The 13,191-nt window shown below is 60.2% G+C and carries 15 protein-coding genes; 5 read left to right on the forward strand and 10 right to left on the reverse strand.

The genetic code is table 11. The features are described 5' to 3' along the window. The first annotated feature begins 59 nt into the window (after positions 1-59). The 5 genes from F3G95_RS11435 (at position 60) to F3G95_RS11455 (ending at position 3,082) form a co-directional block, all read left to right on the forward strand. Complete coding sequence (locus F3G95_RS11435) at positions 60-683, forward strand: twin-arginine translocation signal domain-containing protein (RefSeq protein ID WP_149795036.1); 624 nt, start codon at positions 60-62, stop codon at positions 681-683. A 162-nt stretch (positions 684-845) separates the two neighbouring features. Beyond that, a complete protein-coding gene (locus tag F3G95_RS11440) occupies positions 846-1,400 on the forward strand; it encodes a twin-arginine translocation signal domain-containing protein (protein ID WP_149795037.1) in 555 nt (184 codons plus the stop codon). 247 nt (positions 1,401-1,647) lie between these two features. Further along, the gene (locus F3G95_RS11445; protein ID WP_015566035.1) at positions 1,648-2,283 is read left to right on the forward strand and encodes a phosphoribosyltransferase; all 636 of its coding nucleotides are present in this window, start codon (positions 1,648-1,650) and stop codon (positions 2,281-2,283) included. Positions 2,284-2,432: 149 nt separating this feature from the next. Next, the gene (locus F3G95_RS11450) at positions 2,433-2,756 is read left to right on the forward strand and encodes a type II toxin-antitoxin system Phd/YefM family antitoxin (RefSeq protein ID WP_149795038.1); all 324 of its coding nucleotides are present in this window, start codon (positions 2,433-2,435) and stop codon (positions 2,754-2,756) included. Further along, on the forward strand, positions 2,753-3,082 hold the full coding sequence (locus F3G95_RS11455; protein WP_015566037.1) for a hypothetical protein: 330 nt from the start codon (positions 2,753-2,755) through the stop codon (positions 3,080-3,082). The genes F3G95_RS11450 and F3G95_RS11455 overlap by 4 nt, the downstream gene beginning before the upstream one ends. Positions 3,083-3,124: 42 nt before the next feature. Here the strand turns inward: F3G95_RS11455 and F3G95_RS11460 are convergent, their stop codons facing one another. From F3G95_RS11460 to hisG, 10 genes are all read right to left on the reverse strand, one after another. Then, a complete protein-coding gene (locus F3G95_RS11460; protein WP_149795039.1) occupies positions 3,125-4,495 on the reverse strand; it encodes an MATE family efflux transporter in 1,371 nt (456 codons plus the stop codon). A gap of 71 nt (positions 4,496-4,566) precedes the next feature. Further along, the gene (locus F3G95_RS11465; protein ID WP_149795040.1) at positions 4,567-5,391 is read right to left on the reverse strand and encodes a histidinol-phosphatase HisJ family protein; all 825 of its coding nucleotides are present in this window, start codon (positions 5,389-5,391) and stop codon (positions 4,567-4,569) included. A 6-nt stretch (positions 5,392-5,397) separates the two neighbouring features. Next, complete coding sequence (gene hisIE / locus F3G95_RS11470) at positions 5,398-6,033, reverse strand: bifunctional phosphoribosyl-AMP cyclohydrolase/phosphoribosyl-ATP diphosphatase HisIE (RefSeq protein ID WP_149795041.1); 636 nt, start codon at positions 6,031-6,033, stop codon at positions 5,398-5,400. A 66-nt stretch (positions 6,034-6,099) separates the two neighbouring features. Further along, on the reverse strand, positions 6,100-6,855 hold the full coding sequence (hisF, locus tag F3G95_RS11475; protein WP_149795042.1) for an imidazole glycerol phosphate synthase subunit HisF: 756 nt from the start codon (positions 6,853-6,855) through the stop codon (positions 6,100-6,102). Between the two features lie 11 nt (positions 6,856-6,866). Then, positions 6,867-7,586 carry a 1-(5-phosphoribosyl)-5-[(5-phosphoribosylamino)methylideneamino]imidazole-4-carboxamide isomerase gene (gene hisA, locus F3G95_RS11480; RefSeq protein ID WP_149795043.1) on the reverse strand — a complete coding sequence of 240 codons (720 nt, stop codon included), beginning with the start codon at positions 7,584-7,586 and terminating at the stop codon, positions 6,867-6,869. 138 nt (positions 7,587-7,724) lie between these two features. Beyond that, positions 7,725-8,333 (reverse strand): imidazole glycerol phosphate synthase subunit HisH, encoded by a 609-nt coding sequence (gene hisH / locus F3G95_RS11485; protein ID WP_149795044.1) that lies wholly within the window; start codon positions 8,331-8,333, stop codon positions 7,725-7,727. Next, positions 8,330-8,920 (reverse strand): imidazoleglycerol-phosphate dehydratase HisB, encoded by a 591-nt coding sequence (hisB, locus tag F3G95_RS11490; protein ID WP_149795045.1) that lies wholly within the window; start codon positions 8,918-8,920, stop codon positions 8,330-8,332. The genes hisH and hisB overlap by 4 nt, the downstream gene beginning before the upstream one ends. Positions 8,921-8,923: 3 nt before the next feature. Continuing rightward, a complete protein-coding gene (hisC, locus tag F3G95_RS11495) occupies positions 8,924-9,985 on the reverse strand; it encodes a histidinol-phosphate transaminase (protein ID WP_149795046.1) in 1,062 nt (353 codons plus the stop codon). 87 nt (positions 9,986-10,072) lie between these two features. Next, complete coding sequence (hisD, locus tag F3G95_RS11500) at positions 10,073-11,347, reverse strand: histidinol dehydrogenase (RefSeq protein ID WP_149795047.1); 1,275 nt, start codon at positions 11,345-11,347, stop codon at positions 10,073-10,075. Further along, on the reverse strand, positions 11,344-12,942 hold the full coding sequence (gene hisG, locus F3G95_RS11505) for an ATP phosphoribosyltransferase (RefSeq protein WP_149795048.1): 1,599 nt from the start codon (positions 12,940-12,942) through the stop codon (positions 11,344-11,346). The genes hisD and hisG overlap by 4 nt, the downstream gene beginning before the upstream one ends. Positions 12,943-13,191: the final 249 nt, after the last annotated feature.

Raw genomic sequence — 13,191 nt, forward strand, 5'->3', positions numbered from 1 at the left:
CAAGACAGAACATTTTCATCGTACTTCATAATAAAGCGAATTTAAGGAGGGACACATCCATGTCCAATAAAATTTCCCGCCGCACCTTCCTCAAGTGTACCGGTGCCTCCGCAGCAGCTCTGGGCGCTGCTGCCATGCTGGGCGGCTGCGGCTCCAGCACCAGCAACGCCATCGAAGTCAAGGTCGGCGACAAGGTCAGCAACTGGAACAATCTGGGCGTCCAGCTCACCAGCGTCTTTACCATGGTCAACACCCCCGACCTGCCCGACCACGAGTATGTCGCTGTGCTCGTCACCGCTGTGAACCGCTCCGGCGCGACTACCTTCAACATCGGCGCACAGAACCTCGCCGAACTGGATGCCGCCTATCCGCTGAATGATGAGGCTACCAAGCTCGATGTCGCCCGTCAGTACTTCCACGCTCTGGCTGCCTCCACCACCGATTTCACCGCTGTCTGCGACGGCGCTGAGGCCGAGGTCGGCGCTTACATCCAGCTCTATGATGCCGCCGCTCAGAGCTTCTCCGAGTCCACCAATCTGCCCCCGCAGGGCGCAGGCTACATCCAGCTGATCTGCTGCGTCCCCATCGGCTGGCAGAAGCTGAGCGTCACCTTCACCCCGACCTTCGTGGCAAACAAGAGCCTCACCTTCTCTCTGAACTCTTCTGACCTGACGCAGGCCTGAGGCATTTTTCCGAGACGAAATTCCGTCATAAAGGGCAGAGCTTCCCCACAAAATTTTTGCGAAAAGCATTGACATCTGCTCATTTTTCGCCTATTGTATAGGCAAGACGCCCTTCGGGGCAGTACAATGATTTCTGTGTTTCTACATAAAGGAGGAACGATCATGTCCTTAGAATTCAACCGCCGCTCTTTCCTGAAGTACAGCGCCGCCGCTGCCGTGGCTGTGGCTGGTTCCAGCCTGCTCGTTGGCTGTGGTGAGGATGAGTATCAGAAGACCGGTAAAATCGGCAGCACCCTGAAGCTGATGGGTACCTTCAAGACCTATAAGAGCACGGATGAGCCCGACAAGGCACCTGCTTATGATAGCACCAATAAAAAATTCACCTGCACCGTCAACATCAAGTGCACCACCAAAAAGGTTCCTCTGTATGTGACCAATGAGTGCTTTGAGCTTACTGTGACCCGCGATAAGACTGAGAAGAACTACGCCAAGCAGTATATCACGATTACCGACCCGGAATTTGATCTGAAAGAGAGCGAGGATGCAAAGGACTTCAAGCTCACCATCAAAGATGTCGATATTAAGGCTAGCGACAAGGTCGAGCTGAAGTACTGGCCCCGCATTCAGGCCAGCAGCGGCAACAGCGGCTACACCCGTGCTTTCTGCACTTGGAAGATGGATGCCGTTGCTGATGGCTCCAACATCAAGCTCCAGTAAGTTTCACTCCGCATACTCCGCCCAAGGCTCACGCCTTGGGCGTTTTTATTTGCACCTCTCCGTCATTCTGCCAAAACGCAAGCGAAGATTTTTAGTGGTTTTGTGTCTTGTGCATAAGGTGCCTTTCCTGCTACAATAAGAGCATACCAACCGGGGAGCGCAGCGGCCGGACAGATGTGCCGCCGCGCTGTTTCCTTTTGAGGGATGGGCGTCCTGCCTGATTTCACAAGAACAGGAGTGTGCAGTTATGATCAATATGGTAAAGCTTCCCACCAACAAGAGCAGTCTGTTCCTGCGCGTGGCAAAGGGCCACTTCGCCACCAGCCACAGCCACATCAACTACTACATCGACGTCACCACCCAGAAAGCCCGCCTCTCGGAGGCGAAGGCTGTCGCCAAGGAGCTGGTGGCTGCCTATCAGCACAGCACCATCGTGGACACCGTGCTCTGTCTGGACGGCACACAGGTCATCGGCACCTGCCTGGCCAACGAGCTGACCAAAGACGGCTTTGCCAACATGAATGCCCACCAGACCATCTACGTCATCACCCCCGAGTACACCAGCGGCAGCCAGATCATCCTCCGCGACAATCTCGCCCCGATGGTCAGGGGCAAGCACGTCCTCATCCTGTCGGCCTCCATCACCACCGGCTACACCGTGCAGGCGGCCATCGAGGCGGTCAACTACTACGGCGGCACCGTAGCGGGCCTGTCGGCCATCTTCGCCACCACCCACGAGTGTCTGGGCATCCCGGTCACCTCCATCTTCGACCCCTCCAGCCTGCCCGACTACGCCAGCTTCGACAGCCGCGACTGTCCCATGTGCAAGGCCGGCCAGCACATCGACGCGCTGGTGAACAGCTTCGGCTATTCGGCCCTCTGAATCTAAAATTTTCCTCCCTCTTTCTCCCCGCTGTGCAGCTGCATGGCGGGGAGTTCTTTTATATATCGCAGTGAATCCACTGATATTTTTCTTGACATTTTCGCCGTCTTTGCATATACTAAAGATGAAAAAGATTGGAGGCATGTATTATGGCAGACATTTCGAGCGCGCTGCGCAGCACCATCCCCATCTCTCTGTTCAACCGCGGCATGGCCGGAAAGGTCTTTGAAGATGTCCGCCGTCAGGGCGCGAAGGTCGTCATGAAGAACAATTCCCCTGAGTGCGTCCTTCTCTCGCCGGAAGAATATCTCCGCCTCATCGACGAAGTAAACGACGCAAAGCTTGCTGCCCTTGCCGCCCAGCGGATGCAGGGCTTCGACCCCGCAGATGCCATTCCCGCCGAAGAGGTCTATCGGCAGAACGGCATTACCAAAGCTGCGCTTGACAGCATGGATGAGGTCGAATTTGAATGAATTGGACTCTGAAATTCCTGCCGGAGGCCCAAAAGGACTTCGAACAGCTCGCCGGAAATCAGAAGCTTCTGGTCGCAAAAGCTCTGGACAAGGTCGTGCAAAATCCCGTTTCCATCTACGAGGGCGGTTACGGCAAACCGCTTGGCAGCAAAAGCGGCACCGACCTCTCCGGCCTGCTGAAGATCAAGCTTCGTGATGCCGGGCTGCGCATCGTCTACAAGCTCGTCCGTACCGAAACGTCCATGCTGGTCATCGTGATCGGCGCCCGGGCCGACGATGCCGTTTACAAAATCGCCGAAAAGCGTGCTCACAAGCACGAACTATAAAAGGCTCTGCCCCTTTTTTCGGGCAGAGCCTTTTGCTCATCTTCACTTTTTCTTCGGGAACACGAAGGAATTATGCCGGTATGCGATAAGCAGTTCTATGGTCATGAAGCACCAGATGACCGGCTCGCAGAGGATGACCGCGTTATACTCAAAGCGGGGGATGAAGAGCAGGACGAAGACGATCTTGCCCAGAAACTCGATGACGCTGGACAGCAGGGGCAGCACCTTCTCGCCCATGCTCTGCAGAGCGTAGCGGGTGGAGAGCAGCATTCCCAGCACGGCGTAGAAGGGTGCGTTCCAGACCAGATACCGTGCGCCGTTTTCCAGCACCACCGGCTCCGAAGAGCCGGACACCAGCTTTACCATCCACTCCGCACCTGCCGCCATGAGCAGGACAGCAGCCACAGCCGCCACGACACTGTAGAGATAGATGTCCCGCATTCCGCGGCGGACGCGGTCGGGATGGTTCGCGCCGTAGTTCTGGGAGACGTAGGTCGAGCAGGCAGAGGCCATCGCCGACAGGGGCATATCCGTGAACGCGAAGAGCTTTCGGGCTGCGGTGTGGCCCGCGATGACCAGCGTGCCGAGGCCGTTGATGCCGTACTGCAAAACGACGGAGCCCGCCGAGACGATGCTGCTCATGAGGCCCATGGAGATGCTCTGGCTGAACAGCTCCCAATAGAGGCGGCTCTCCACATGGAAGTGCTTTTTCCCGGGCAGGAGCAGCCGGGCGCTGCGGAAGACATAGAGGATGCAGAGCGCCACCGACACGCCCTGAGAGATGACCGTCGCCACACCGGCACCGGCCACGCCCATGCCCAGCACGGCGATGAACCAGAGGTCGAGGATGACGTTGAGCACCGACGAGAGGATGAGGAAGACCAGCGGCATGAAGCTGTTGCCGATGGCCCGCAGCAGGCCGGCGCAGAGGTTATAGGCAAACATGACGATGACGCCGAGGTCGATGATGATGATATAGCCGTAGGCGTCCTCAAAAATTCCCGCCGGGGTGTCCAGCAGCCCCAGCAGCGGATGCGGGCCCGCCGCGCCCGCCAGCGTGATGACCACCGACGCGATGATGCCGATGACGATGGAGCCCGCCACGGTCTGTTTGAGCTGGTCCTCGTCTCCGGCCCCGTAGGCGCGCGCTGCGACGATGGCGAGGCCGTTGCCGATACCGATGCCGAATCCGACCAGAAGCTCGTAGATGGCTCCGCAGGCGCCAATGGCGGCAAGGGCGGTGTCGCCCAGCACATTGCCGACGATCATGGTGTCCACGGTATTATAGAGCTGCTGGAAGAGGCACGACACCAGAATGGGCAGCATAAAGATGAACAGGCTCCTGAAGATGGGGCCGTTCATCAAATCGACGTTCCGGTTGAAGAATGATTTTTTCGCGGGGGACTGGGTCATAAGCGTCTCCTTTTTGCCCATAAAAGGGAGCTGTTGCACACAACAGCTCCCTTTAAGCATTTCATCTGATTTTACAGCTCCTGCGTCTCGAAGCCGTTGACGGTCAGCACTTCCACACTCTTGAAGCCTGCGGCCTTGACGGCGGCGGCAGCCTCGTCGAAGCCGAAGGTCAGGCTGCCCGCATCGTGGGCGTCGGAGGTGATGATGACCTTGCCGCCCATCTTCTGCCACTCGCCCAGCAGCCATGCGCCGGGGTAGAAGTCCTTGCGGTAGCCGCGGTAGACGCCGCCGGTGTTCACTTCCAGCAGGCAGCCGTGTTCTTTGGCCGCATTCAGCGCCTTGAGGGCTGCGGCCTTATAGCGGGGCGACTCCTCGTCGAAGAACTCACCGGCAGCGTTCAGCTTCTTGATGAGGTCGATGTGGGCGAGGATGTCGGGGCCCATGGCGGCCACCTTCTCCACCTCGGCGAAGTATGCCTCCACAGCGGCCAGAGGGTCGCCGTCGAAGTCGTCGTAGATGCAGTCGTGGAGGTCCTGAGGACGGAAGTCGATCTCGTAGTACTTGCCGGTGTTCTTGCCGTAGAGGTGGTGCGCAGAGCCGATCCAGTAGTCGTAGCCGGTGCGCTTGTCCTCGCTCAGCAGGTCCCACTCGATGCCGCAGAGGATGTCCACCTTGCCCTTGTACTCGGTCTTGAGCTTGGCGATGGTGGCCTTGTACTGGGCCGTGCGGCTGGGGCTCATGCAGTATTCACGGTCGCGCTGGGTATAGCTATGGCCCGTGAAGCCCAGTGTGGTCAGCCCCTTCGCACACGCAGCGGAGGCCATCTCCTGCAAGGTGTTTTTGCCGTCGCACATCGTCGAGTGACAATGGACACTGGACTTCTTATAATCTGCCATAGTGAATCACTGCATCCTTTCCTGTTTGACCTTGTGGTCGATAACGTGTCGTTTTTCCAGTTCGCGGGTGATGTCCTCCACCGTGATGCCGGCCTGCACCATCAGCACCAGCACATGGTATGCCAGATCGCTGATCTCGTAGACCGTCTCGGCCTTGTCTTCCTTTTCGCCCGCGATGATGACCTCAGTACACTCCTCGCCCACCTTCTTGAGGATCTTTTCTTTGCCCTTCTCGAAGAGATAGGTGGTGTAGCTGCCCTCTTTGGGGCTGGTCTTGCGGCCCCTGATGAGGTCATACAGCCCCTGCCAGCTGAACTGCTTCAGCTCCGGGGAAACATACACTTCGTTGAAAAAGCAGCTCTCGGCACCGGTGTGGCAGGCGGGGCCGCTCTTGACGACCTCCACCACCAGCGCGTCGGCGTCGCAGTCGGCGGTGATGGACACCACACGCTGGACGTTGCCGCTGGTCTCGCCCTTGCGCCAGATCTCCTGACGGCTGCGGCTCCAGAACACCGTCCGGCCCTCCGCGATGGTCAGCGCCAGCGTCTCGGCGTTCATGTAGGCGAGGGTCAGCACCTCTTTGGTGTAGTGGTCCTGTACGATGGCAGGGATGAGGCCCTTTTCGTCAAATTTCAGATCCATGATGTTTCTCCTTCCCCGCAGGGGGACAGCTATAGTTTAGCGTATTCGGCGGGCAAACGCAAGGGCTCAGAGCCGCATTTCCACGCCATTTTCGTTTAAGTATTCCTTTAGCTCCCGGATGGTGAGCAGCTTCTGGTGGAAGATGCCCGCCGCAAGGCCCGCGTCGATGCCTTTATGATGGAACAGCTCGAGGAAGTCTTCCTTTTTGCCCGCGCCGCCGCTGGCGATGATGGGGACGTTCACCCGGGCCGCCACGGCGTCCAGCATCTCGAGGTCGAAGCCGTTCCGGACGCCGTCGGTGTCGATGCTGTTGAGGCACACTTCGCCTGCGCCGTTGTCCACGCACCATTTGATCCATTCCAGCGCGTCCCGGCCAGTGTCTTCACGCCCGCCCTTGGCAAAGACGCGGAACCGGCCGTCCACCCGCCTGACGTCGGCGGAGAGGACCACGCACTGGTCGCCGTACCGCTTGGCCGCCGCCGGGATGAGGCCGGGGTCTCTCAGTGCGCCCGAGTTGACGCTGACTTTATCGGCACCGCATTTGAGCACCCGGTCGAAATCGTCCAGCGTGTTGACGCCGCCGCCCACCGTGAGGGGGATGAAGATCTCGCCGGCCACCCGGGTGAGGATGTCGGTGAAGAGGGCGCGGCCCTCGGCGCTGGCCGTGATGTCGTAGAACACCAGCTCGTCCGCGCCCGCCGCGTTGTACATCCGGGCCATCTCCACCGGGTCGGCCACATCCTTGATGCCCTCGAAGTTCGTTCCCTTGACGACCCGTCCGTTCCGGACGTCCAGACAGGGGATGATGCGTTTCGTTATCATGGTCTTGCTCCTTACTTCTGCACCAGCGCGACGCAGCGCCCAAGGTCCAGCGCACCGGTGTACAGGCTCTTGCCGAGGATGGCGGCGGCAGTCCCCATCTCTTCCAGCTCCAGCAGCTCCTTTTCCGAGGAAATACCGCCGCTGGCCGTGATGGCCACGCCCGGCACTTCTTTTGCAAGCTGGCGGTAGAGGGCGAGGTTGGTGCCTTTCATCGCGCCGTCGCAGGCAATGTCGGTGTAGATGATGGCCTTGCATCCAGCCTCAGCCAGACGCTGACAGAAGGCCACGCCCGGCTCAGCGCTGACGTCCTTCCAGCCGTGGATCGCCACATAGCCGTCCCTGGCGTCCACGCCCACGGCAATTTTGTCGCCGTACTTTTTCAGCATCCGGGCCGTGAAGTCAAAGTTCGTCACGGCCACACTGCCGAGGATGCACCGGCCCACGCCCAAAGAGAGGTATTTTTCAATCCGCTCTTCGGTGCGGATGCCGCCGCCTGCTTCGATATACAGGCCGCCCTGCTTTGCCAGCGCGGCGATGGTGTCGTAATTGGAAAGGGTTCCGTCCTTTGCGCCGTCCAGATCGACGACGTGGAGGTTTTTTGCCCCGGCTTCGAGAAAAGCCCGCGCCTGGGCGCAGGGGTCTTCGCCGTAGACGGTCATCCGGTCGTAATCGCCCTGCGTCAGGCGCACGACTTTGCCGCCCCGCAGGTCAATGGCTGGGAATAGCTGCATTTTCGTTTCTCCTTTAGCGTCCTTGCCCTCTCAGGCCGCTTCGCGTCCAGCTCCCCCAAAGGGGGAGCCAAAAGCCTCTCCCTTTGGGAGAGGTGGCAGCGCGGCAGCGCTGACGGAGAGGGCAAGCCGCCTTTCTATTTATAGCTCACTGAATGCTTTCAGCAGCCGCAGTCCTGCGTCACCGCTTTTCTCCGGGTGGAACTGGGTGCCGTACACCTTGCCCGCCTTCACCACGCCGGTGACGGGCAGGGAATAGTCGCTGACGGCCAGTGTGTTGGCGGCGCAGTTTTTGCCGTAATAGCTGTGGACGTAGTAGAAATACTCGCCGTCCCTGACGTACTTGAACAGCGGGTCGTCCCGCAGGATGTGGACGGCGTTCCAGCCGATCTGCGGCACTTTCAGGCTCTTGTCGCCGAGGTCGGGAGCCAGCGGGCAGACCTGCCCCGGCACGAAGCCAAGGCCGTCGTGCTCGCCGTACTCGCAGCTCTTTTCAAACAGCAGCTGCATCCCGAGGCAGATGCCGAGGAGGGGCTTCTGCGCCGCTTCTTCCTTGATGACCGGTACAAGGCCGGTGGCCTCGAGCTTTGCCATCGCGTCCCCGAAGGCGCCCACGCCCGGCAGGATGAGCCGGTCAGCGGCGCGGATGTCGGCGGCGTCCGCGCTGACCTTCGCTTCCAGCCCCAGATGGGCCAGACTCGATTTCAGGCTGAACAGGTTGCCCACGCCGTAGTCGATGATGCATATCATACCAGCAGTCCTTTCGTGGAAGGAATTTCGTCCCGATGGGCCGCGTCGATGCGGACGGCATCGGCCAGCGCACGGCCAGCGCCCTTGAACGCGGCCTCAAGGATGTGGTGGCTGTTCTCTCCCGCGAACTGAACGAAGTGGACGGTGGCCGGCACGCTGCGGGCAAAGCCCAGCCAGAACTCCTTGGCGCACTCCACGTCGAAGTCGCCGACTTTTTCGGTGCTGCAATGGATGTCCCAGTTCAGGGTGCAGCGGCCCGAGATGTCCACGGCGCAGAGGATGAGGGCTTCGTCCATGGGCAGATAGAAGCTGCCGTACCGGTGGATGCCCCGCATATCGCCCAGCGCCCGGGCGAACGCCTGCCCCAGCGCGATGCCCACATCCTCGGTGGTGTGGTGATAATCCACCTCCACGTCGCCGTGGCAGGTAAGCACCAGATCAAAGCGCCCGTGCCGCGCAAACAGCTCCAGCATATGGTTCAGAAAGCCGCAGCCGGTGTCCACCTGATACCGGCCTGCGCCGTCGAGGTTCAGGGTCAGCTCGATCTGGGTCTCGTTGGTGTTCCGCTCGATGGTCACTTCCCGCATGGCTCAGCCCTCCAAAATTTCATCCAGCGCCCGCAGAAGGGCGGTCATGTCGTCCGGCGTGCCGATGGTGATGCGCAGCCAGTTCGAAATACGGGGTGCGTCGAAGTGGCGCACCAGCACGCCTTTTTCTTTCAGTTTCCGATAAAGTTCGCCGCCGCTCTTTTTGTCGGTGGAAGCAAACAGGAAATTGGAGCGGCTGTCCAGCACGGCAAAGCCCCGCGCTTCCAGCTGCTGCTTTGTCCAGCCCCGCGTCTCCACGATAGCGGCGCGGGTCTTGTCGAAGTAGTCCGTATCTTCCAGCGCGGCCTTGCCCGCCTTCAGGGTCAGCCGGTTGATGTTGTAGGGGTTGAGGCTGAACTTGACCCGGTTGAGGTCGGCGATGAGCTTTGCATTCCCCATAGCCAGGCCCAGCCGCGCACCGGCCAGCTGACGGGACTTCGAGAAGGTCTGGACCACCAGCAGATTTTCGTAGTTGTCGATGAGCGGCACACAGCTCTCGCCGCCGAAGTCCACATAGGCTTCGTCCACGATGACCACATGGTTGGGGTTCGCCTTCAGGATCTCCTCGATGGCGCTGCGGGGCAGGGCCAGACCGGTGGGGGCGTTGGGGTTGGCGATGACGATGGTCTCGTTCAGGCCATAATAATCTGCCGGGTCGAGGGTGAAATCTTCTTTCAGCGGGATGATATGGCTGGGGATGTGTATCAGCCCGCACCAGACGCCGTAGCAGCCATAGGTGATGTCTGCATAGGCCAGCGGGTGGTTCTCGTCGCAGAAGGCCCGCAGGGCGAAGAACAGGTTCTCGTCGCTGCCGTTGCCGGGCATGATCTGGTCAGGCTGTAAGTCGAAATGTGCCGCCGCTGCCCGCAGCAGCTCGGCACACGCAGGGTCGGAGTAGAGGCGGAGCTTTTCCACCTCAGCCTCGCTCACCGCCCCCACCACGGCCGGAGAGGGGAGATAAGGGCTTTCGTTGGTGTTCAGCTTAATGTACTGCTGGTCCTGCGGCTGTTCGCCCGGGGTGTAGGGAGTGACAGCTTCCAGCGTGGGAGAAAGAAAACGGCTCATGTTTGCCAGCCTCCGTTTTTATTGCAACTTGACCTCTCTGCCAAAGGCTCCCCTATTAGGGGAGCTGGCGCGAAACGCCTGAGAGGTTTATTCATATCTTATGGTCACACTGCGGGCGTGGGCGTGCAGGCCCTCCCGCTCGGCAAAGTCGGCGATGCGGGGCGCAGCCTTTTCCAGCGCCTCCCGGGTGTAGTAGATGAAGCTGGACTTCTTGACGAAGTCGTCCACGCCCAGAGGGCTGGAGAAGCGTGCCGTGCCGCTGGTGGGCAGGGTGTGGTTCGGGCCGGCGAAGTAGTCGCCCAGTGCCTCGGGGACGTTCCGACCGAGGAAGATGCTGCCTGCATTTTTGATTTCATTCAGCACGCTGAAGGGGTCGTCCACGCAGACTTCCAGATGTTCGGGTGCGATGATGTTGCAGGCTTCGATGGCCTTGCGTAAATCAGAGCAGACGATGATCTTGCCGTTGTCGTCCACGCTGGCGCGGGCGATGGCGGCGCGGGGCAGCTGGGGGATCTGCACTTCCAGCTCTGCCTGCACAGCCTTGGCCAGCTCAGCGCTGTCCGTGACGAGGACGGGGCTTGCCAGCCTGTCGTGCTCGGCCTGACTCAGCAGGTCGGCGGCCACCCAGGCGGGGTCACAGCCGCCGTCGGCCAGAACCAGGATCTCGCTGGGGCCTGCTATCATGTCGATGCCCACCTTGCCAAAGACCTTCCTCTTGGCAGTGGCGACATAGATATTGCCCGGGCCGACGATCTTGTCCACCGCTGGGATGCTCTGGGTGCCGTAGGCCAGCGCGGCCACGGCCTGTGCGCCGCCGGTCTTGAAGATCCTGGTCACGCCTGCGGTGGCCGCAGCGGCGAGGATGACCGGATCGATCTTACCGTCCTTACCGGCGGGAGTGGTCATGACGATCTCCGAAACGCCCGCCACCTTGGCCGGGATGACGTCCATCAGGACGGTGGAAGGATACGCCGCCGTGCCGCCCGGGACGTAGACGCCCGCCTTCTCGATGGGGGTGTATTTCTGGCCCAGCACGATGCCGGGCTTGTCGTTCATCACAAAATTTTTATGCACCTGCTGGCGGTGGAAGGCTTCGATGTTGGCGGCGGCCTCCCGCAGCGTTTCGAGGAAATAGCCGTCCATATTCGCAAAGGCTTCTTCAATTTCCTCCTGCGTCACCTGGATGTTATCCAGCTTGGCACCGTCGAACTTGAGGGCGTATTCTTTCAGGGCCTCGTCGCCCCGGGCGCGGACATCGGCAATGATGCCGTCCACCACATCTTCCACATTCTTCTCCGCGCGGATGTCACGGTTCAGGATCTCTTCGGGCTTCAGTTCATCAAACTTATACAGCTTTATCATTTTTTCTCCTCCTTTGCGGCAAGGGCGGCACGCAGCTTTTCGAGCATCTCGTCCATTTCGCGGTGCTTGAACTGGTAGCTGGCCTTATTGGCGATGAAGCGGGCCGAGATGGGCATGAACTCCGTCACCACCCGCAAACCGTTTTCCCGCAGGGTCGTACCCGTCTCCACAATATCCACGATGACGTCGGACAGGCCCAGGATGGGGGCCAGCTCAATGGAGCCGTTCAGCTTGATGATGTCGATGTCCCGCCCGATGGATGCATAATAGCTCTTGGCGATGTTGACGAACTTGGTTGCCACCCGCACCGGGCGGCTGGGGTCGTCTTTGTGATCTGCCGGGGCGGCGACGCACATCCGGCACTTTCCGAGGCCGGTGTCCAGCAGCTCGTAGACATCGGCAGACGCTTCCGTCAGGATGTCCTTGCCCACGATGCCCACGTCTGCCGCGCCGTGCTCGACGTAGATGGCAACGTCGCTGGGCTTGACGAGGAAGTATCGGATGCCGGCGGCGGGGTTCTCCACCACCAGCTTGCGGGTGGCGTTGTAGTCTTCGGGGCAGCCGTAGCCGATACCAGCCAGCAGGTCATAGACCTTGTCGCCGAGACGGCCCTTCGGCAGAGCTACGTTCAGCATGGTCTTTTCGGTTTTCTGCTGCTGTACCGGCGGGAGCGGGGCGCTCAGGCGGTCCAGCTCGTCGAGATAGACCGCAAAGCCGATGGCCCCCGCGCCCGGGGTGAACTTCTGCATCAGCAGGTCATACCGCCCGCCCTTGAGCACCGGACGGGGAAGCGACTCCAGATAGCCCTGAAACACAAGGCCGTTGTAATATTCCATCTCACCGGCCAGCGTCATATCCAGACGGATGCTGCCGCCTGCACCAGCCAGCTCTTCGGTGATGGCTTTCAGCTCGGCAGCGGCGGCTTCCATCCGCTCGTTCCGGCAGGTGGCTTCCACACGGGGAAGCAGATCCTCACAGCTGCCGCAGAGGCTCATCAGCCCCGCCAGCGCGTCGGCACCGGCCTCATCCAGCCCGGCGGCGGATGCCGCCGCTTTCAGCTCGTGGAGGTTTTTCGCTTTCAGCTTTGCCAGCAGGGCGGCGCGGGAAGCTTCCGGCACGTCCAGCGCATCCAGCAGACCGAACAGGTAGCCCATATGGCTCACTTCCAGCACCCACGGCTGGCCCAGCTGCTCGAGGGACTGTGCCGCCAGCGACACCGCCTGCCGCACCTGTCCTTCGCCCACATCGCCCAGCATCTCAAGGCCCATCTGGCCGATCTCCTTGAAGGTGTGGCTCTCCGCCGAGGGGCGGTAGACGTTTTCGTGATAGTAGTAGCGCAGTGTCTCGCCCGGCGCGGGCTGGGCCGTCTTGGCAATGGAGAGGGTCACGTCAGGTTTCAGTGCCAGCAGCCGCCCGTCCAGATCGGTGAAGGTGATGACCTGCTCCGACGAGAGGAAGCTGCGGTTCTCCTGATACAGCCCGTACTCCTCGAACCGGCCCATGTGATATTTGCGGCAGCCCGCCGCCTCATACAGCGCCCGCAGCGCGAAAGAGGCCTGTTCCTTCGGCTGTAAGCAGGAGATGTCAAATTTCATACCTTTTCCCTCACTTTTCACCGGGCGCTTGCCCGCCCCGGCCCCTGCGCCCCGCCTTTTCCCGGGCGCTTTTGTCTTATGATAAGGTTATTTTACTTTATCTAGATAAAGTTGTAAAGTGTGAAAGTGACAGTGTTTTCATTTTTATGATACGATTTTTCTGTGCGTTTGTACAGAAAGGCGAAATGATTTCACGAAAGCCCGCTTTGAGATGATGCAGGCGCAAAAAAGGAGCCGCCGCACAGCGTT

The organism is Faecalibacterium sp. Marseille-P9312 (assembly GCF_902497445.1).
Lineage (GTDB): Bacteria > Bacillota > Clostridia > Oscillospirales > Ruminococcaceae > Faecalibacterium > Faecalibacterium longum.

What these genes read in the sequence shown, in the direction of transcription:
- F3G95_RS11435 (WP_149795036.1), top strand. Translation starts at nt 60, where the DNA reads ATGTCCAATAAAATTTCCCGCCGCACCTTCCTCAAGTGTACCGGTGCC.
- F3G95_RS11440 (WP_149795037.1), top strand. Translation starts at nt 846, where the DNA reads ATGTCCTTAGAATTCAACCGCCGCTCTTTCCTGAAGTACAGCGCCGCC.
- F3G95_RS11445 (WP_015566035.1), top strand. Translation starts at nt 1,648, where the DNA reads ATGATCAATATGGTAAAGCTTCCCACCAACAAGAGCAGTCTGTTCCTG.
- F3G95_RS11450 (WP_149795038.1), top strand. Translation starts at nt 2,433, where the DNA reads ATGGCAGACATTTCGAGCGCGCTGCGCAGCACCATCCCCATCTCTCTG.
- F3G95_RS11455 (WP_015566037.1), top strand. Translation starts at nt 2,753, where the DNA reads ATGAATTGGACTCTGAAATTCCTGCCGGAGGCCCAAAAGGACTTCGAA.
- F3G95_RS11460 (WP_149795039.1), bottom strand. Translation starts at nt 4,495, where the DNA reads ATGACCCAGTCCCCCGCGAAAAAATCATTCTTCAACCGGAACGTCGAT.
- F3G95_RS11465 (WP_149795040.1), bottom strand. Translation starts at nt 5,391, where the DNA reads ATGGCAGATTATAAGAAGTCCAGTGTCCATTGTCACTCGACGATGTGC.
- hisIE (WP_149795041.1), bottom strand. Translation starts at nt 6,033, where the DNA reads ATGGATCTGAAATTTGACGAAAAGGGCCTCATCCCTGCCATCGTACAG.
- hisF (WP_149795042.1), bottom strand. Translation starts at nt 6,855, where the DNA reads ATGATAACGAAACGCATCATCCCCTGTCTGGACGTCCGGAACGGACGG.
- hisA (WP_149795043.1), bottom strand. Translation starts at nt 7,586, where the DNA reads ATGCAGCTATTCCCAGCCATTGACCTGCGGGGCGGCAAAGTCGTGCGC.
- hisH (WP_149795044.1), bottom strand. Translation starts at nt 8,333, where the DNA reads ATGATATGCATCATCGACTACGGCGTGGGCAACCTGTTCAGCCTGAAA.
- hisB (WP_149795045.1), bottom strand. Translation starts at nt 8,920, where the DNA reads ATGCGGGAAGTGACCATCGAGCGGAACACCAACGAGACCCAGATCGAG.
- hisC (WP_149795046.1), bottom strand. Translation starts at nt 9,985, where the DNA reads ATGAGCCGTTTTCTTTCTCCCACGCTGGAAGCTGTCACTCCCTACACC.
- hisD (WP_149795047.1), bottom strand. Translation starts at nt 11,347, where the DNA reads ATGATAAAGCTGTATAAGTTTGATGAACTGAAGCCCGAAGAGATCCTG.
- hisG (WP_149795048.1), bottom strand. Translation starts at nt 12,942, where the DNA reads ATGAAATTTGACATCTCCTGCTTACAGCCGAAGGAACAGGCCTCTTTC.